Source organism: Serratia grimesii NBRC 13537 (genome assembly GCF_001590905.1).
GTDB lineage: Bacteria > Pseudomonadota > Gammaproteobacteria > Enterobacterales > Enterobacteriaceae > Serratia > Serratia grimesii.
The window spans coordinates 64,198-81,890 of sequence record NZ_BCTT01000020.1 but is presented as its reverse complement, the minus strand read 5'-3'; the positions used below and the strand labels follow the sequence as shown (position 1 = coordinate 81,890).

Annotated in this window: 19 protein-coding genes; 9 read left to right on the top strand and 10 right to left on the bottom strand. The window is 53.5% G+C overall.

Going from position 1 to position 17,693, the window contains the following annotated elements; genetic code table 11:
- Positions 1 to 95: 95 nt before the first annotated feature.
- Positions 96 to 863, top strand: a complete 768-nt coding sequence (gene tpiA, locus SGR01S_RS22075; protein WP_012147479.1) for a triose-phosphate isomerase — start codon at positions 96 to 98, stop codon at positions 861 to 863.
- A 66-nt stretch (positions 864 to 929) separates the two neighbouring features.
- Here the strand turns inward: tpiA and SGR01S_RS22070 are convergent, their stop codons facing one another.
- From SGR01S_RS22070 to cpxP, 4 genes are all read right to left on the bottom strand, one after another.
- Positions 930 to 1,919: a sulfate ABC transporter substrate-binding protein gene (locus SGR01S_RS22070; RefSeq protein WP_061808607.1), complete on the bottom strand. Its 990-nt coding sequence runs from the start codon at positions 1,917 to 1,919 to the stop codon at positions 930 to 932.
- Between the two features lie 185 nt (positions 1,920 to 2,104).
- A complete protein-coding gene (pfkA, locus tag SGR01S_RS22065) occupies positions 2,105 to 3,067 on the bottom strand; it encodes a 6-phosphofructokinase (RefSeq protein ID WP_037425599.1) in 963 nt (320 codons plus the stop codon).
- A 231-nt stretch (positions 3,068 to 3,298) separates the two neighbouring features.
- Positions 3,299 to 4,201 carry a CDF family cation-efflux transporter FieF gene (fieF, locus tag SGR01S_RS22060; protein WP_037425602.1) on the bottom strand — a complete coding sequence of 301 codons (903 nt, stop codon included), beginning with the start codon at positions 4,199 to 4,201 and terminating at the stop codon, positions 3,299 to 3,301.
- Positions 4,202 to 4,318: 117 nt separating this feature from the next.
- Positions 4,319 to 4,813 (bottom strand): cell-envelope stress modulator CpxP, encoded by a 495-nt coding sequence (gene cpxP, locus SGR01S_RS22055; protein WP_061808606.1) that lies wholly within the window; start codon positions 4,811 to 4,813, stop codon positions 4,319 to 4,321.
- A gap of 149 nt (positions 4,814 to 4,962) precedes the next feature.
- Between cpxP and cpxR the strand changes: the two genes are divergently transcribed.
- The 5 genes from cpxR (at position 4,963) to SGR01S_RS22030 (ending at position 9,191) form a co-directional block, all read left to right on the top strand.
- Positions 4,963 to 5,661: an envelope stress response regulator transcription factor CpxR gene (gene cpxR, locus SGR01S_RS22050; protein WP_004953234.1), complete on the top strand. Its 699-nt coding sequence runs from the start codon at positions 4,963 to 4,965 to the stop codon at positions 5,659 to 5,661.
- Positions 5,658 to 7,031, top strand: a complete 1,374-nt coding sequence (gene cpxA, locus SGR01S_RS22045) for an envelope stress sensor histidine kinase CpxA (protein ID WP_037421674.1) — start codon at positions 5,658 to 5,660, stop codon at positions 7,029 to 7,031. The genes cpxR and cpxA overlap by 4 nt, the downstream gene beginning before the upstream one ends.
- Positions 7,032 to 7,094: 63 nt before the next feature.
- Positions 7,095 to 7,568, top strand: a complete 474-nt coding sequence (gene trmL, locus SGR01S_RS22040) for a tRNA (uridine(34)/cytosine(34)/5-carboxymethylaminomethyluridine(34)-2'-O)-methyltransferase TrmL (RefSeq protein ID WP_061808605.1) — start codon at positions 7,095 to 7,097, stop codon at positions 7,566 to 7,568.
- A gap of 62 nt (positions 7,569 to 7,630) precedes the next feature.
- Positions 7,631 to 8,425, top strand: coding sequence for a CHAD domain-containing protein (locus SGR01S_RS22035; RefSeq protein ID WP_061808604.1), 795 nt, complete (start codon positions 7,631 to 7,633; stop codon positions 8,423 to 8,425).
- Positions 8,426 to 8,519: 94 nt separating this feature from the next.
- Positions 8,520 to 9,191, top strand: coding sequence for a DUF3313 domain-containing protein (locus tag SGR01S_RS22030; protein ID WP_037421679.1), 672 nt, complete (start codon positions 8,520 to 8,522; stop codon positions 9,189 to 9,191).
- A gap of 70 nt (positions 9,192 to 9,261) precedes the next feature.
- On the opposite strand, the gene cysE is transcribed toward SGR01S_RS22030, so the two are convergent.
- The 5 genes from cysE to SGR01S_RS22005 all read right to left on the bottom strand — a co-directional run bounded on the left by cysE (position 9,262) and on the right by SGR01S_RS22005 (position 12,479).
- Positions 9,262 to 10,083, bottom strand: coding sequence for a serine O-acetyltransferase (gene cysE / locus SGR01S_RS22025; protein WP_037421681.1), 822 nt, complete (start codon positions 10,081 to 10,083; stop codon positions 9,262 to 9,264).
- A 135-nt stretch (positions 10,084 to 10,218) separates the two neighbouring features.
- Positions 10,219 to 11,238: an NAD(P)H-dependent glycerol-3-phosphate dehydrogenase gene (gene gpsA / locus SGR01S_RS22020; RefSeq protein WP_037421684.1), complete on the bottom strand. Its 1,020-nt coding sequence runs from the start codon at positions 11,236 to 11,238 to the stop codon at positions 10,219 to 10,221.
- Complete coding sequence (secB, locus tag SGR01S_RS22015) at positions 11,238 to 11,708, bottom strand: protein-export chaperone SecB (RefSeq protein WP_004953255.1); 471 nt, start codon at positions 11,706 to 11,708, stop codon at positions 11,238 to 11,240. Before secB ends, gpsA begins: the two co-directional genes overlap by 1 nt.
- A gap of 59 nt (positions 11,709 to 11,767) precedes the next feature.
- Positions 11,768 to 12,016, bottom strand: coding sequence for a glutaredoxin 3 (grxC, locus tag SGR01S_RS22010; RefSeq protein ID WP_037421687.1), 249 nt, complete (start codon positions 12,014 to 12,016; stop codon positions 11,768 to 11,770).
- Positions 12,017 to 12,044: 28 nt separating this feature from the next.
- Positions 12,045 to 12,479: a rhodanese-like domain-containing protein gene (locus SGR01S_RS22005; RefSeq protein ID WP_012147491.1), complete on the bottom strand. Its 435-nt coding sequence runs from the start codon at positions 12,477 to 12,479 to the stop codon at positions 12,045 to 12,047.
- A 300-nt stretch (positions 12,480 to 12,779) separates the two neighbouring features.
- Here SGR01S_RS22005 and gpmM point away from each other — a divergent pair, with 300 nt between their 5' ends.
- Genes gpmM through SGR01S_RS21990 form a run of 3 tightly spaced genes read left to right on the top strand, consistent with a single transcriptional unit; the run spans position 12,780 to position 16,633 of the window.
- The gene (gene gpmM / locus SGR01S_RS22000; RefSeq protein WP_061808603.1) at positions 12,780 to 14,324 is read left to right on the top strand and encodes a 2,3-bisphosphoglycerate-independent phosphoglycerate mutase; all 1,545 of its coding nucleotides are present in this window, start codon (positions 12,780 to 12,782) and stop codon (positions 14,322 to 14,324) included.
- A gap of 9 nt (positions 14,325 to 14,333) precedes the next feature.
- Positions 14,334 to 15,668 carry a murein hydrolase activator EnvC gene (envC, locus tag SGR01S_RS21995; RefSeq protein ID WP_061808602.1) on the top strand — a complete coding sequence of 445 codons (1,335 nt, stop codon included), beginning with the start codon at positions 14,334 to 14,336 and terminating at the stop codon, positions 15,666 to 15,668.
- 2 nt (positions 15,669 to 15,670) lie between these two features.
- Positions 15,671 to 16,633, top strand: coding sequence for a divergent polysaccharide deacetylase family protein (locus SGR01S_RS21990; protein WP_037421690.1), 963 nt, complete (start codon positions 15,671 to 15,673; stop codon positions 16,631 to 16,633).
- 33 nt (positions 16,634 to 16,666) lie between these two features.
- Here SGR01S_RS21990 and tdh read toward each other — a convergent pair whose 3' ends face one another.
- Positions 16,667 to 17,692 (bottom strand): L-threonine 3-dehydrogenase, encoded by a 1,026-nt coding sequence (tdh, locus tag SGR01S_RS21985; protein ID WP_037421692.1) that lies wholly within the window; start codon positions 17,690 to 17,692, stop codon positions 16,667 to 16,669.
- Between the last annotated feature and the right edge of the window lies 1 nt (position 17,693).

The following is a 17,693-nucleotide window of genomic DNA, read 5'->3' as shown; positions in this document are numbered from 1 at the left end:
TTCGTGCTTAATCATCTCTATACTGTTGGGCAGGTAAACTGCCGGTCCGGCAGTGGTTATTTCGACTCTCGCGTTCCCTTGTTGGAGGAAAAAACATGCGTCATCCATTAGTTATGGGTAACTGGAAGCTTAACGGCAGCACTCACATGGTTAACGAACTGATCGCCGCTCTGCGCAATGAACTGAGCAGCGTTGATGGTTGTGGCGTCGCTATCGCACCGCCAGTCATGTACCTGGACCAAGCCAAGCACGCGCTGGCTGGTAGCCGCATTGCTCTGGGCGCCCAAAACGTAGACGTAAACCTGTCCGGCGCATTCACCGGTGAAGTTTCCGCTGACATGCTGAAAGATATTGGCGCGCAATACATCATCATCGGCCACTCCGAGCGTCGCACCTACCACAAAGAAACCGATGCAGCGATCGCCGAGAAATTTGCCGTGCTGAAAACTGCCGGTCTGATCCCTGTATTGTGCATCGGTGAAACTGACGCAGAAAACGAAGCGGGTAAAACCGAAGAAGTTTGCGCACGCCAGATCGACGCAGTGCTGAAAACTCAGGGCGCTGAAGCGTTCAAAGGCGCAGTTATCGCCTATGAACCTATTTGGGCTATCGGTACCGGCAAGTCTGCCACCCCAGCGCAGGCACAAGCCGTACACAAATTTATCCGTGATCACATCGCTAAACAGGACGCAGCCGTCGCTGCAGAAGTGATCATCCAGTACGGTGGTTCCGTGAACGATAAAAATGCTGCCGAGCTGTTCACCCAGCCAGACATCGACGGCGCGCTGGTTGGCGGCGCATCACTGAAAGCCGATGCTTTCGCTGTGATCGTCAAAGCCGCTGCTGCCGCTAAAAAAGCCTGATTTCGCTCGGCTGATAAATGACAAAACCCCGGCATGCCGGGGTTTTTTATTGTGGCTCATCAACTATCAGCGTTTGCTGATCTCATCAAACACGCCACCCGTCGCGAAATGCACCTTCTGCGCTTGCGTCCAGCCACCAAAAGTATCATCCACGGTGAAAAGCTTCAGTTTAGGGAATTGCTCGGCAAACTTGGCAGCCACTGCCGCATCACGTGGGCGATAGTAGTTTTTCGCCGCAATAGTCTGCCCTTCCGGTGTATACAGATACTTCAGATAAGCAGTAGCCACATCGCGGGTACCACGCTTATCAACCACCTTATCTACCACCGACACGGTTGGCTCAGCCAGAATCGATTCACTCGGAGTGATAATTTCAAACTTGTCTTTACCCAGTTCTTTTTCCGCCAGCAGCGCTTCGTTTTCCCAGGCGATCAACACATCACCGATACCGCGCTCCACAAAGGTATTGGTTGAGCCACGCGCACCAGAATCCAGCACTTCAACATTTTTATACAGGTCCTTAACGAACGCCTGCGCCTTAGCCTGATCGTTATTGTTCTGATGCAATGCATAACCCCAGGCTGCCAGGTAATTCCAGCGTGCACCGCCGGATGTTTTCGGGTTCGGCGTAATCACCGACACACCCGGTTTAATCAAATCCGGCCAGTCATGGATCTGTTTTGGGTTTCCTTTGCGCACCAGGAACACAATGGTCGAAGTATAAGGTGCTGAGTTGTCTGGCAGCCGTTTTATCCACGCTTTATCAATGCGGCCTCGCTCAGCGATAGCATCCACATCGTAGGCCAATGCCAGTGTCACTACGTCGGCTTCAATACCGTTGATCACCGACGTCGCTTGCTTACCGGAGCCGCCATGCGACTGGCGTACCGTCACCTTATCTCCAGTCTGCTGCTGCCAGTATTTGCCGAATGCGGTGTTATATTCCTGATAAAACTCACGTGTCGGGTCATATGAAACGTTCAGCAATTGGATATCTTTCGCCATGGCACCGGACGCCAGTAACATGATTGTCAGACCTACACCCCATTTACGCATCGACTCGCTCTCCCAGGAAAATAATCGCAACCTCAATCGGTTGATTTAGCATCAGAGCCTGCCAGAAACTTCCCTATCAATTAAAGAATAAAAAATGTTGGACTATACGATTCTGGAATATAACCGCACAGGCATAAAAAAAGCCTCCGCATGCGGAGGCTTCTATTGCCCGGGTTAAGACGGGATCAGTACAGTTTTTTCGCTGTATCCAGCCAGTCGCCCTTGAATGGACGCTTCATGTTTTCGATCGCATCGATGATGTCATGGTGCACCATCTTCTCGTTCTGGATACCGACACAGCGCCCACCGTAGCCCTGCAACAGCAGTTCGATAGCGTAGGCACCCATGCGGGAAGCCAGAATACGGTCGTAAGCAACTGGAGAACCACCGCGCTGAATATGGCCCAGCACCGTAGCACGGGTTTCACGCTTGGTTTCCTGTTCGATATGACGAGCCAGCTCATCGATATCGCAGATGTGCTCGGTGATCGCCACGATCGCGTGTTTCTTACCTTTGGCGATCCCAGCCTTGATTTCGCAAACCAGGTCTTCGCGGTTGAATTCGGTTTCAGGCAACACGATAAATTCACAACCACCAGCGATGGCTGCCGCCAGGGTCAGATCGCCGCAGTAGCGCCCCATCACTTCAACAATGGAAATACGTTGATGAGAAGATGAGGTATCGCGCAGACGGTCAATGGCTTCCACTACGGTTTCAAGCGCGGTGAAGAAACCGATAGTGTAGTCAGTACCGGCTACGTCATTATCGATGGTGCCCGGTAAACCAATACAAGGGAAGCCTTCTTCCGTCAGGCGTTTGGCACCCATATAGGAACCGTCACCGCCAATGACCACCAGCGCATCAATGCCGCGGTTTTGCAGGTTTTCAATCGCCTTGGCGCGTACGCTGTCGTCTCTGAATTCTGGGAAGCGGGCTGAACCGAGGAAAGTGCCGCCGCGATTGATCATATCGGACACGCTGTAACGGTCCAATTGTTCCATGCGATCTTCGTACAAGCCAAGGTAGCCATCGTAAATACCAAAAACTTCCAGACCTTCCGAAAGTGCAGCACGCACAACGCCACGGATCGCAGCGTTCATACCCGGCGAATCACCGCCACTCGTCAGTACACCGATTTTCTTGATCATGACTACCTCTGAACTGTAGATGCAATTTCTTAAGAATTCTGTATTCGCCGATTGTCTTGGAACCTCTCAGGCTACAGAAAACCAGCTTTACGGCTTTATTGCTGGATATTATAGCAAAAACACCCAGCTGAATTGATTCAAGTCACGCAATATTGCGGTAAAAAACTGCTATGGCACGCTGAGCTAACGCCACCATTTGCTCGCTATGCAATCTCACCGTCCCTGTACTGATTATAGCTCCCAACGCCCTTGCTGGCCCGCCGGCACCACAGAACAAGGATCCTGGTGGATGAGAATATCCGCCCCCGGGAAACGATGCAGCAACGCCTGTTCTACCTGCTCGGCCAGAATATGCGCCTGCATCAGCGGCAGCCCATCGTCCATCTCCAGGTGCAACTGAATAAAACGTGTCGGACCGGACTGGCGAGTTCGTAGATCGTGTGCGCCTTTCACCCCTGGCCAAGAGGAAACCACCTCAATAATTGCCTGGCGTTCCTCGTCCGGCAATGCCCTGTCCAGAAGCGATTGTACAGCCTCATTCCCCATCCGCAGCGCGCTGTAAAGAATGTAGACGCCAATTCCCAATGCAAACAATGCATCCGCCCGTTGGAAACCGTACCAGCTTAGCGCAAGCGCTATAAGAATAGCACCATTCATCATGACATCTGACTGATAATGAAGCATATCTGCGCGCACAGCCTGACTGCGCGTTTTTCTGACCACCCAACGCTGATAGGTGACCAAGAGCAAGGTGCTGAACAACGCAACAACCGTAACAACAATACCGATGCCAGGATCGCGCAGCGTTTCTGGAGCATAAAGATGCTGGAAACCGGTCAGAAACAGGAACAACGCTGAGCCAGAAATAAACATGCTTTGCGCCAACGCGGCCAATGATTCTGCTTTACCGTGCCCGAAGGTATGTTCTTCATCGGCTGGCTGTAGTGAGTAACGGACCACCAACAAGTTGGTCAATGACGCGGCAATATCCACCAGCGAGTCCACCAATGCCGCCAACAGGCTCACCGAACCGGTGTGGTACCAGGCAATAATTTTGATCAGTAGCAGTATTGAGGCCAACGCGGTGGCAGCTAGCGCGGCAGACTTCACCAAACGCGCATATTGCGGTTCCATAACCCATCCAGGCTGAACGTTCAGAAGGTCAATATAGCGAAATGATGGATAAAAAAAACCCCGCCATCATGGCGGGGGAAGACAGGGATGGTGTCTATGGCAAGGAAAAACAGGGGACTACTCAGTCATACTTAACTTCTGGGCAGAAGTTTGCTGCAAACCAGAAATCTGTTGCTCCATCTGCTGCATACGCTGCTGATGCTTCTGGTCTAAAACACTTTTTTGCTGTGGCGTCAGAAGGTTATACATTTGGTTGCGCACTCTGGCCATTTCGACCTGGCGCTTAACCTGTTGCTGAGCCATCTCTTCCGCCTGGGCATACACGGCGGCTTCATCAAATTTGTCTGCGGTTACCAGCTTATGCATGGCTTCCATTTCAGCTACATTGACACCAGGCAGATCGTGGCGCGCTTGGCGCATTAAATCGCGCATTTGCTGTCGCTGCTGTTCAGTCAGGCTAACACCGTCAAACATGTGGTGTTGGCCAGGTGCTCTGGTCATCGCTTCGTTTCCGGGAGTCGGTACAGTTTCCGATGTAGTGTCAGCAGCGAACGCAGCGGTAGAACCTATTGCCAGCATTGATGCCATAACTAATGCGGTCACCTTACGCATTTTCACTCCTCGTGCTTTCTCACTTTGCGAATCAACGAGGAGCAGTGTACTGCTGCACCTGCAAACATGCGTCAGTGCATGTAAAACTACGTAAAGTCATGGAATGCCAACAGTTGATGACGTATTTTGCGTCAGGAGGAAAAAATACAATGAACAAAATTCTGTTAGTTGACGACGACCGCGAGCTGACCTCGCTGTTAAAAGAACTTCTTGAAATGGAAGGCTTTACTATCGTCGTGGCATACGATGGTGAACAGGCGTTGTCGCTTCTGGACAGCTCCATTGATCTGCTGTTGCTCGATATCATGATGCCAAAGAAAAACGGTATCGATACGTTAAAAGAGCTGCGCCAGCACCACCAGACGCCGGTCATTATGCTGACTGCTCGCGGCAGCGAATTGGACCGCGTGCTGGGTCTGGAACTGGGTGCCGACGACTACTTGCCAAAACCGTTTAACGATCGTGAGCTGGTCGCGCGTATTCGTGCGATCCTGCGCCGCTCCAACTGGAGCGAACAGCAGCAAAATGTCGATACCGGTGCACCAACGCTGGATGTTGACGGTTTGCAGCTCAACCCGGGCCGTCAGGAAGCCAGCTTTGACGGCCAAACGCTGGATCTTACCGGCACCGAATTTACCCTGTTGTATCTGCTGGCACAGCATCTCGGCCAGGTAGTATCTCGTGAATTGCTGAGCCAAGAAGTATTGGGCAAACGACTGACGCCTTTCGACCGCGCCATCGACATGCACATCTCCAACTTACGACGTAAACTCCCTAACCGCAAAGACGGCCATCCGTGGTTCAAGACCTTGCGCGGACGGGGTTATTTAATGGTATCAGCAACATGATCAACAGTTTGACGGCACGCATCTTCGCCATTTTTTGGTTCACATTAGCCCTGGTGCTGATGTTGGTGTTGATGGTGCCCAAGCTCGACTCCCGCCAAATGACCTCGCTGCTGGACAGCGAGCAGCGGCAGGGGCTTATGCTGGAACAGCATGTCGAGGCCGAGTTGCAAAACGATCCGGCCAACGATCTGATGTGGTGGCGTCGCTTATTCCGCGCCATTGAAAAATGGGCACCGCCAGGGCAGCGCCTCATTCTGGTGACCAGCGAAGGCCGGGTGATTGGCAACATGCAACGCAACGAAATGCAGTTGGTGCGTAATTTTATTGGTCAATCTGATAATTCCGATCACCCGAAGAAGAAAAAATACGGCCGCGTCGAACTGGTCGGCCCCTTCTCCGTTCGCGACGGTGAAGATAACTACCAGTTGTACCTGATCCGCCCTGCCAACAGTCCACAATCCGATTTCATCAACCTGATGTTCGACCGACCGCTGCTGCTGCTGATCGTCACCATGTTAATCAGCGCCCCACTGCTGCTGTGGCTAGCATGGAGCCTGGCAAAACCAGCGCGTAAACTGAAGAATGCGGCCGATGACGTTGCACGTGGCAACCTGAAACAACACCCGGAGCTGGAAGCGGGGCCGCAAGAGTTTCTGGCGACCGGCGCCAGTTTCAACCAAATGGTCAGTTCGCTGGAACGCATGATGACCGCTCAGCAACGGCTGATCTCCGACATCTCGCATGAGCTGCGCACCCCGCTAACCCGTCTGCAACTGGCTACCGCGTTAATGCGTCGTCGCCACGGCGAAGGCCGTGAGCTGGAGCGCATCGAAACCGAGGCGCAGCGTCTGGACTCGATGATCAACGATCTGTTGGTGTTGTCACGAGGACAGCAGAAAAGCGAGTTGGTCCGTGAGCGGCTACTGGCCAATGAACTCTGGGCCAATGTACTGGATGACGCTGGCTTTGAAGCCGAGCAAATGGGCAAGCAGTTGGAAGTCACCGCCCCTCCAGGCCCGTGGACACTATTCGGCAACGCCGGCGCGTTGGACAGCGCACTGGAAAACATTGTGCGTAACGCGCTGCGCTACTCAAACACACGCATCGCCGTGGCGTTCAGCGCGGACAACCAGGGCATCACTATTGTGGTCGACGATGATGGCCCAGGCGTCAGTACGGAAGATCGCGAGCAAATTTTCCGCCCGTTTTATCGCACCGACGAAGCGCGTGATCGCGCCTCTGGTGGCACCGGCTTGGGCCTGGCGATCGTAGAGGCGGCGGTTAACCAGCATCGCGGCTGGGTAAAAGCGGAAGACAGCCCGCTCGGCGGTTTGCGGTTGGTGCTGTGGTTACCGCTGCACCAGCGCTGATCGCCTAAGACAGGCCGGTAAGATTTTGTTATTCTGCGCCCCTCGTCATGAGGGGCTTTTTACATGCTGAACATTGTTTTATTCGAACCTGAAATTCCACCTAACACGGGCAATATTATCCGCCTGTGTGCCAATACCGGCTTTCAACTGCATCTGATAGAGCCGATGGGTTTCCCGTGGGATGATAAACGTCTGCGTCGTGCCGGGCTGGACTACCATGAATTTGCCAGCATCCGACGTCACGCCGACTACGCCGCTTTTATTGCCAGCGAAAATCCTCAGCGGCTGTTTGCCCTGACCACCAAAGGCACACCGGCGCACAGCGCGGTCAGCTATCAAGCAGGCGATTACCTGCTATTCGGCCCGGAAACCCGCGGACTGCCCGCCGATATCCTTGACGCCCTACCCGCACAACAAAAAATTCGCATTCCCATGCAGGCACAAAGTCGTAGCATGAATCTGTCTAATGCCGTTGCGGTAGTGGTGTATGAAGCCTGGCGGCAACTAGACTACGCAGGTGCACTGATTAAATCTTAACCGATGACAGTCTGTGCTACAGAGAGGATAATCTTTAAAGATGACGTCTCTGGAGACGCAACATGGCGTTGGTCGAGAGTATTATCACGCAAGGGCGTAAGCTCGAGAGCGCGCTGAATCAAGCGTTGCTGCGTTTACGGGACACAACAGATAACGAGGCTCTGCATGACGTACGTATCAACCTGCGACGTCTCAGGAGCCTGCTGAGACCATTGCGCGATACCCATGGCGCTGCACAACTCGACAACGCCGCTGCCAAGCTGGGGAGAATCACCACGCCAATACGCGATCTGGAAGTGCTGATTATCGAGCTGGATCAGCATCAGCTAACGTGGCAGGCCAATACTCGCAAGACTGAACTGCAAAGCCGCAAACTCGCTTTAACATCGTTACCGTTACTCATCCGCCTCCCCACACTGCTGCATGCCTGGCTAAGCATTTTCCTCAAGACCCAACATCGGCATACGAAACACCGTATTGCCCACCATATGAACCGTCAGGTGAAACAATTACGCCTGGCGCTAGCCGACGCGCATTACGATCGACACAGGTTACGTCTGTTGGTTAAACATCTACGTTATGTCGTGGATACCTACCCCCAATTTACCCTCATCACACCTGAAGCTATCGCCCACCTGAAAACGGCGCAAAACACCCTCGGTCATTGGCACGATCATGTTGTCTGGTACCAGATGGCAGAACATCAGCAAGATCTCTGGCCGTTACTGCCGCAATGGCGATCGACCATTGCGATCGCACAGGAAAATGCAGAGACGGCATTGCTTTTACTGTCTCAAGCACTCAGTGGCGCAGGTAAAAAACACGCCAGATATCACAATCCCGACAAGCTGGCCTGAAACATGGCACACACGGCGCTGAAAACATCCGCTGCGCCAGAAGATAATGAACTATGTTTTGTAAGGGTTATCGACACTCACTATAGGAAATCGTATGAAAAAACAACGCTTGTGCGTTGCTACAGCGGTTCTGGCAGCAGGCCTGTTGCTGGCAGGCTGTGCATCCAAAGTAACAACAACAGAACAGTACTCAGGCTTCCTGTCTGACTACAGTAAATTGAAGGAAACCAGCTCACCAAGTGGCCATAAAACGCTACGTTGGATCGATCCTAACTTTAAAGAATCCAACTACCGAGGAGTGTATTTTTCTCCTGTAGTCTATTACCCACCGGCAAAACCCAACGACCGCGTCAGCCAGCAAACACTGGATAAAATCAGGAACTATACCGACCAAAGCATGAGAAAAGCGGTCGCTGAACGCACAACTATTCTGAAGAGTCCGGCGGGTTCTCGCGTCTTGTTGGCAAAAGTAGCGATTACCGCCGTCTCGGCCGAAGATGAAGACATGAAATTCTATGAAGTGGTGCCGGTTGCCGCAGTGGTAGCCAGCACCATGGCCGCGACTGGCCACCGGACGCAAAACACAACTCTGTTTCTCGAGGCTGAGTTGATCGATCAGGATACCGGCAAGACCGTGCTGGAAGTCGTACGCAAGAGTTACGGCAGAACTGTCAGCAATGACAGTGCGCCGGTGACAGAAGAAGAAGTCAAAGCAGCAATCGATGAAATGGTCGCCGACACTGTTGCGTTCCCGAAACAGGGCTAAACATTCTCCGAAGAAGAAAAAGCACAGGGGGAGCTAAAGCTCCCCCTGTTTTGTCGGTTATGCGAACAGATTAAATACCGTCGCCGTACTCAAATCCGTGGTTGTTACCATTGAAGTACTGATCCATATCCATTGATGGCGTATCGCTTTCCGGTCGACCGACAAGACGTGCTGGTACACCAGCTGCCGTCGTATGCGGCGGCACCGATTGCAGCACTACCGAGCCAGCGCCAATTTTTGCGCCTTTACCTACTTCGATATTACCGAGAATTTTAGCCCCGGCGCCTATCATTACACCTTCACGGATCTTTGGATGACGATCGCCACTGGTTTTCCCGGTACCACCAAGGGTGACAGACTGCAAAATAGACACGTTATTTTCTACCACGGCCGTTTCACCGATCACAATGCCGGTCGCGTGATCGAGCATGATGCCGCAGCCAATAGTGGCTGCCGGATGGATATCAACGCCAAAGGCGACCGAAATCTGATTTTGCAGATAAATCGCCAGCGCCTGTCGGCCTTGCAGCCATAGCCAGTGGCCAATACGGTAGGCTTGCAGTGCATGGAAGCCTTTCAGATACAGCAGAGGGGTAGAATATTTGTCGACGGCCGGGTCGCGTAGGCGTACCGCCAGAATATCGCGAGCTGCCGAAGCGATCATTTGCTGATCGGCTAAGTAGGCGTCTTCCACCACTTCGCGCACCGCAATGGCTGGCATAATTGGATTAGCCAGTTTGTTTGCCAAAATATAGCTGAGTGCGCCCCCCAGATTGTCGTGCTTGAGCAGCGTCGCATGATAAAAGCTAGCCAGCATCGGCTCACACTCAGCCAGCCCTCTCGCTTCTGATTTGATGCTATTCCAGACCTGCTCTAACTCTTCTGACGACATCTGGTTCCTCTCCACCTTGCAAAACAGGCCACCTCATCGCATCGCGATCAGGTGGCCCAAAACAATTGCTGGGTCGGCATGCCGCCCAGCATATCGGTTTTATACCCGTCGAATTTTAAGCCATAGGGTTATAGATTACCCGCTGTGCTTTTCATCTTTTCTGGTGCGCCCTAACAGGCTCAGTGCGGCTTCGCGGGCATTTTTATGGCAATACAACACCTGGTAAATCTGTTCGGTAATGGGCATTTCCACACCGTAGCGTTGTGCCAACGCCAATACCTCTTTGGTATTGCGATAGCCTTCGACAACCTGACCGATGCTGTCCTGCGCTTCTTGCACGCCTTTCCCCTGCCCCAACATAATACCGAAGCGGCGGTTGCGCGATTGATTATCGGTGCAGGTTAACACCAAATCGCCCAGACCAGCCATGCCCATAAAGGTCGATGGGTCAGCCCCCAGAGCCGAGCCAAGGCGGCTCATTTCCGTCAGGCCACGGGTAATCAATGCAGTACGTGCATTAGCACCAAAACCAATACCGTCTGACATCCCTGCACCGATGGCAATCACGTTCTTCACGGCACCGCCCAGCTGTACGCCGATAAAATCGGGATTGCTGTAAACGCGGAAGCTTTTGCCACAGTGCAGCAGCAGTTGCAGATCTTCGGCAAACTGCGCATCTGTAGAGGCCAATGCAATCGCGGTCGGCAGCCCAGCTGCCAGTTCCTTGGCGAACGTCGGCCCTGAGACCACCGCCAACGGAATAGCATCGCCTAGCGCTTCGCGAGCCACGTCCTGCAACAACCGACCCGTCTCTGCTTCCAGCCCTTTAGTCGCCCACACGATGCGGGCATCCGGGCGCAGATGCGGTTTCAACTGACGCAGCACATCGCCGAACACATGGCTTGGTACCACTACAAGCACATCGCGGCTGGCCGCCAGTGCGCGAGCCAGATCGGCTTCGAGCAACAACGTGTCGGGGAAAGCGACGTCGGGAAGAAATGCCTGGTTGCAGCGATCGTGCTGCATTTTTTGAATCTGCTCGGGGTTATGACCCCACAGCACCACAGAGTGGCCGTTACGCGCCAGCGTAATGGCTAATGCGGTGCCGTACGAGCCGGCACCGATAACGGTCATTGAAGCATTGACGGTGTTCATCAGGCATCCTGATGTGGTGCGGCACCTTCGCCTTCCGCCTGCTGTTGCAGATAGTTCATGAACAGCGCGTCAAAGTTAACCGGTGCCAGATTCAGCTGCGGGAATGTACCGCGAGAAACCAAGCTGGTGATGCACTCACGCGCATACGGGAACAGAATGTTCGGGCAGTATGCACCCAGGCAATGCGCCAGCTGCGTACCATCGATGCCCGCTACGGAGAAGATACCCGCCTGCTGCACTTCACACAGGAACGCAGTTTCTTCACCCAGAGATGCTGTCACGGTTACGCGCAGTACAACTTCATACACTTCGTCAGCCAACTGGCTGGAAGCCGTATCTAGATCCAGTTTAACTTCCGGCTGCCATTCCTGCTGGAAAACCTGCGGTGCGTTTGGCGCTTCGAAGGAGATATCTTTGGTGTAAATACGCTGAATCTGAAAAGCCATCTCTGTGCTGTTTTGTTCTGACATGTGTGTAATACCCTTGGTTAAACGTCCTTATTGACACTCAGTAACCGGCAGTCACCCGCTTAAAGCAGCGGATCCAGACCACCACGAGTATCGAGTTCATATAAATCATCGCAGCCGCCGATATGTTGGCCATCGATGAAAATCTGAGGCACGGTGGTGCGCCCACTGCGCGCAATCATCGCTTCGCGTTTTTCATTATCGCCATCAATGGCGATTTCGTTAAACGCGGCGCCCTTACTGTTCAGCAGCGCTTTAGCACGATGGCAGAACGGGCAGGTCGCTTTGGTGTAGATATCAATGTTAGCCATGAATTACCACCTCAAATACGTTAAACAATTACTTACCGCGCACCAGTGGCAGGTTTTCCCCGCTCCAGCCGGCAATACCGTCTTTCAACGTAACTACGTTTTCAAAACCGGCCTTGCTCAGGTTCTCTGCCGGCTCGCGGGAGGTGGTGCCATTGGCACAAACCACGATGATCGGCTGAGCTTTGTGTTTTTCCAGCTCGCCCAGACTACCGCTTTTGATTTCGCTGGCGGTCAAGTTGATGGCGTTAGCCAGGTGGCCTCGGCGGAAATCATCACGGCTGCGGGTATCAACCACAACGGCATCTTCTTTATTAATCAGGCGGGTGGCTTCACCACGGGTGATCTCTTTCACCTTGGAGAAACTGCTCTTGAACGTCATGACGATCACCGCAACCAGCAGGGCGATCCAGGCCAGGCTCAGTATGGGATGCTTGCTAACGAATTGCATAATTTCTTGCAGCATGGGGTATAACAACTCCCGTCAGTTAAGGGAAAAAATAACTCAAGGTTCCAGAGTATACCTGCCGAGTGCAGCAAATACAGCCAATAAGCAAGCGCTATTGCAGAAACTGCGGGCCACGCTGACAAATTCACGGTCTCAGAGCATAAAAGCCAGCCTTGTTCACTGCAACTTTGATCTCTCTGGGCTCTTTTTAACCGGCCACGTTGTAAAATCAGGCAGTTTTTTAGGGTGGATAGCCATCAATCTGATCACGGGTTGATGGCTATTCACAACTTAAAAGTTCATAACGAGGTTAATGCAATGTCGAGTAACAAAAAGCCGATGGTACTGGTGATTCTGGACGGTTACGGCCACCGTGAGGAGCAACAGGACAACGCCATTCTGAATGCTAAAACGCCGGTGATGGACCGTCTGTGGCAACAGCAGCCGCACACCCTGATCGCCGCGTCTGGACTGGATGTCGGCCTGCCTGACGGCCAAATGGGCAACTCTGAAGTTGGCCATGTTAACTTGGGCGCCGGGCGTATTGTTTATCAGGATCTGACTCGACTGGATAAAGAAATCAAAGACGGTGATTTCTTCACAAACCCAACGCTGACAGCAGCGGTCGATAAAGCCGTTCAAGCAGGCAAAGCGGTGCATATCATGGGTCTGTTGTCGCCTGGCGGTGTGCACAGCCACGAAGACCATATTATGGCGATGATTGAACTGGCCTCACAGCGCGGCGCCAAAGCCGTTTATCTGCACGCTTTCCTGGATGGTCGTGATACCCCGCCACGCAGTGCAGAAACCTCTTTGCAACGCTTTAGCGACGCGTTTGCCAAACTGGGTACCGGACGCATTGCGTCGCTGATTGGCCGTTATTACGCTATGGACCGCGATAACCGCTGGGACCGCGTGCAACTGGCTTATGATCTGCTGGCTCAGGCCAAGGGCGATTACATTGCCGATAACGCGGTTGCTGCCCTGCAGGCTGCCTATCAGCGCGGTGAAAATGACGAATTCGTGAAACCGACTGTACTCCAGGCCGCGGGTGAAGCGACCGCCGAGCTGAATGACGGCGACGCACTGATTTTCATGAACTTCCGTGCCGATCGCGCACGCCAGATCGTCCGCGCTTTCGTCAATGCAGATTTCGACGGTTTCCCACGTACTAAAGTCATCAATTTTGGTGATTTTGTGATGTTGACCGAGTATGCCGCCGACATCAAAGTTCCTTGCGCCTATCCGCCTGCATCGTTGCGTAACACCTTCGGTGAGTGGCTGATGAAACACGACAAGACACAGCTACGCATCTCGGAAACCGAAAAATACGCCCACGTCACCTTCTTCTATAACGGCGGCGTTGAAGAGCCGTTCGCCGGAGAAGATCGCGTACTGATCAACTCACCGAAGGTCGCTACCTATGATTTGCAGCCTGAAATGAGTGCCGCAGAGCTGACCGATAAACTGCTGACAGCCATTGGCAGCGGCAAGTACGACGCCATTATCTGCAACTATCCGAATGGCGACATGGTAGGCCACACCGGCGTCTATGACGCGGCAGTGAAAGCGGTAGAAACGCTGGATAACTGCATCGCTCAGGTTGTCGAGGCGGTTAAGGCCGTCGATGGTCAGTTGCTGATCACCGCCGATCACGGCAACGCCGAACAAATGCGTGACCCGGCGACCGGTCAGGCTCATACCGCCCACACCAGCTTACCCGTGCCGTTGATTTACGTCGGCAAGCCTGCCAACGCAGTCAATGGGGGCAAGCTTTCCGACATCGCGCCAACCATGCTGACACTGATGGGAATGGAAATCCCGCAAGAGATGACTGGTAAGCCGCTGTTCATCGTGGAATAATCCTTCCCTATGAGGGAAAAGGCGTTTTTTGCACTATCAAGGGTAACCCGAAGCGCAAACACAGGCGGCCAATCGCTGCCTGAACGCACTGCGCCAAGGAAGTTAACCACCATGTGCGCCAGCGTATTTTACGCTGGCGTCTTGTTGTTGCCGCTCGCCAGCCAGGCGGCGGAGGACAACAAATCCCAACTCAAAGACATCCAGCAAAGTATCGCCGAGAAAGAAAAGGCGGTTAAGCAGCAGCAACAACAGCGCAGCTCCTTGCAAGATCAACTGAAGCAGCAAGAAAAAACCATCGCACAGGCGAGCCGCCTGTTACGAGACACACAAGGCACATTGAGCCAGTTGGGGAAAGACATCTCCGGTTTGAACGCTTCAATTGCCAAGCTGCAAAAACAGCAATCCACCCAGCAGGATATCCTCGCGAAACAACTTGATGCAGCCTTCCGACAAGGCCAGCACAGCGCAGTACAATTAGTTCTTAGCGGTGAAGAGAGTCAGCGCAGCGAGCGTATTTTGGCTTACTTCGGCTATCTGAACGAAGCACGGCAAAAAACGATTGAAGAGCTAAAACAAACCCGTGCCGAACTGGCGAAGCAAAAAACGACGCTAGTTGCCAAGCAAGGCCAACAGAAATCGCTGTTAGGCGAGCAACAAACCCAGCAGCAAAAGCTGGAGCAGGCACGCGGCGCGCGTAAGAAAACGCTGACCGCACTCGAAGCCTCGCTGGAAAAAGATCAGCAGCGTCTGGTGGAACTGCGTCAGAACGAAACCCGCATGCGAGACCAGATTGCCCGTGCCGAACGTGAAGCCCGCGCCCGTGCGGAACGCGAAGCGCGTGAAGCGGCCAAGGTGCGCGAACAGGTCCGCGTCAAAGAACAACAGGCGAAGAAAACCGGCACCAGTTATAAACCAAGCGAAGCCGATCGCTCGCTGATGGCCCGTACCGGCGGTCTCGGTCGACCAAATGGACAGGCCATATGGCCAGTGCGCGGCCGCACACTGCACGGCTTTGGCGAACAGTTGCAAGGCGAGCTACGCTGGAAAGGTATGGTCATTGAGGCCAGAGAAGGTAGCGAAGTGAAAGCCATCGCCGATGGCCGCGTATTGTTGGCTGACTGGTTGCAGGGCTATGGCCTGGTTGTCGTCATCGAGCACGGTAAGGGCGACATGAGCCTGTATGGCTACAACCAAAGCGCGTTGGTCAACGTCGGGGCGCAGGTGCGTGCCGGTCAACCAATTGCTTTAGTGGGTACCAGCGGGGGCCAGGGAACGCCGTCGCTCTATTTCGAAATCCGTCGCCAAGGCCAGGCCGTTAACCCACTACCGTGGTTGGGAAGATAGATTTGCGCTATATCAAACCCCGTACTGTCGTACTGATTGGCTGTTTGTTGCAGGTTTGCGCCGCACAGGCAGGGAAATTGTCCATTGTGATCGATGACGTGGGTTATCGTCCGCATGAAGAAGGCGCAGTGCTGCAAATGCCAACGGCAATATCAATTGCCGTGTTACCTAACGCCCCACATGCCCGTTTGATGGCCACCCGCGCCCACAGTCAGGGCCGCGAAGTGCTGATTCATATGCCAATGGCACCGCTCAGCAAGCAACCTTTGGAACGCGATACATTACAGCCGTCCATGAGTAGCGAAGAGATCCAGCGCATTATCCGCAATGCAGTCAATAATGTGCCCTATGCGGTGGGTATGAATAACCATATGGGCAGCGCCATGACTTCCAGCCTACCAGGCATGGAGAAAGTCATGCAGGCACTCGACAGCTATCAGCTCTATTTCCTCGACAGCATGACCATCGGTAACAGCCAAGCCACCCGAGCAGCGGCAGGAACGCACGTGAAGGTGATCAAGCGTAAGGTGTTCCTGGACGATACCGCCAACGAAGCCGATATCCGCCGTCAATTCAACCGCGCGGTTGACGTGGCGCGCCGCACGGGTTCAGCCATCGCGATTGGTCACCCGCGCCCAGCCACAGTGAAGGTGTTGCAGCAAATGTTGCCAACTCTGCCGGCTGATATCGTGTTGGTCAAACCTAGCTCACTACTGAATGAACCGCAGGGCGGCAGCGGTGGCAATTACGTCCCACCTGCGGTCAAACCGCCGAAACCACAGCCGAAGAACCCGTTCACCGGCGGTATCAAGCAGTGTAAGGTCAAGTTGCCGAAAGAAAAAGTCAGCGCGAGCGCGGTGATTAGCGTGATCGGTGAAAGCGTGGCGCAATCGCCAGCGGGGACATTCATTAAACGCCAGTGGCAACGCTGGACAGACGCCACACCAACGAAACCAAAAGTATAAAAAAAGGGCCGGAATTCCGGCCCTTTTTTACAATCAATCCCAGCTCAACACCACTTTCCCGGATTGACCGGAACGCATGGCGTCAAAGCCCTCTTGGAACTGATCGATCGAGAAACGGTGGGTAATAATCGGCGTCAGATCCAAACCAGACTGGATCAGTGCAGCCATCTTGTACCAGGTTTCAAACATCTCACGGCCGTAGATCCCTTTGATAAACAGCCCCTTGAAGATCACCTGATTCCAGTCGATAGACATGTCAGACGGCGGAATCCCCAGCATAGCAATGCGGCCACCGTGGTTCATCGCATTCAGCAGAGAACGGAATGCCGGTGGTGCACCGGACATTTCCAACCCTACGTCGAACCCTTCGGTCATACCCAATTCAGCCATCACGTCGTTCAGATTTTCTTTGCTGACGTTAACCGCACGGGTCACACCCATTTTGCGCGCCAAATCCAGACGGTATTCGTTAACGTCAGTGATAACCACATGGCGAGCACCAACGTGTTTACACACGGCGGCAGCCATGATGCCGATCGGCCCGGCACCGGAAACCAACACATCTTCGCCAACCAGATCAAATGACAGGGCGGTGTGCACCGCATTGCCGAATGGGTCAAAGATAGACGCCAGTTCGTCGGAGATATTGTCTGGGATCTTAAAAGCGTTAAACGCCGGGATCACCAGATATTCAGCAAACGAACCAGGGCGGTTCACACCTACACCGGTGGTGTTACGACACAGGTGCGTACGACCGCCACGGCAGTTACGGCAATGGCCGCAGGTGATATGGCCTTCACCGGAGACACGGTCACCGACGTTGAACCCTTTGACTTCCTGACCGATGGCAACCACCTCACCCACATATTCGTGGCCGACCACCATAGGTACCGGGATGGTTTTCTGCGACCATTCATCCCAGTTATAAATATGAACATCGGTACCGCAGATCGCAGTTTTACGGATTTTAATCATGATGTCGTTATGGCCCAGCTCTGGCTGAGGCACATCGGTCATCCAAATCCCTTCTTCCGCTTTCAGTTTTGACAATGCTTTCATG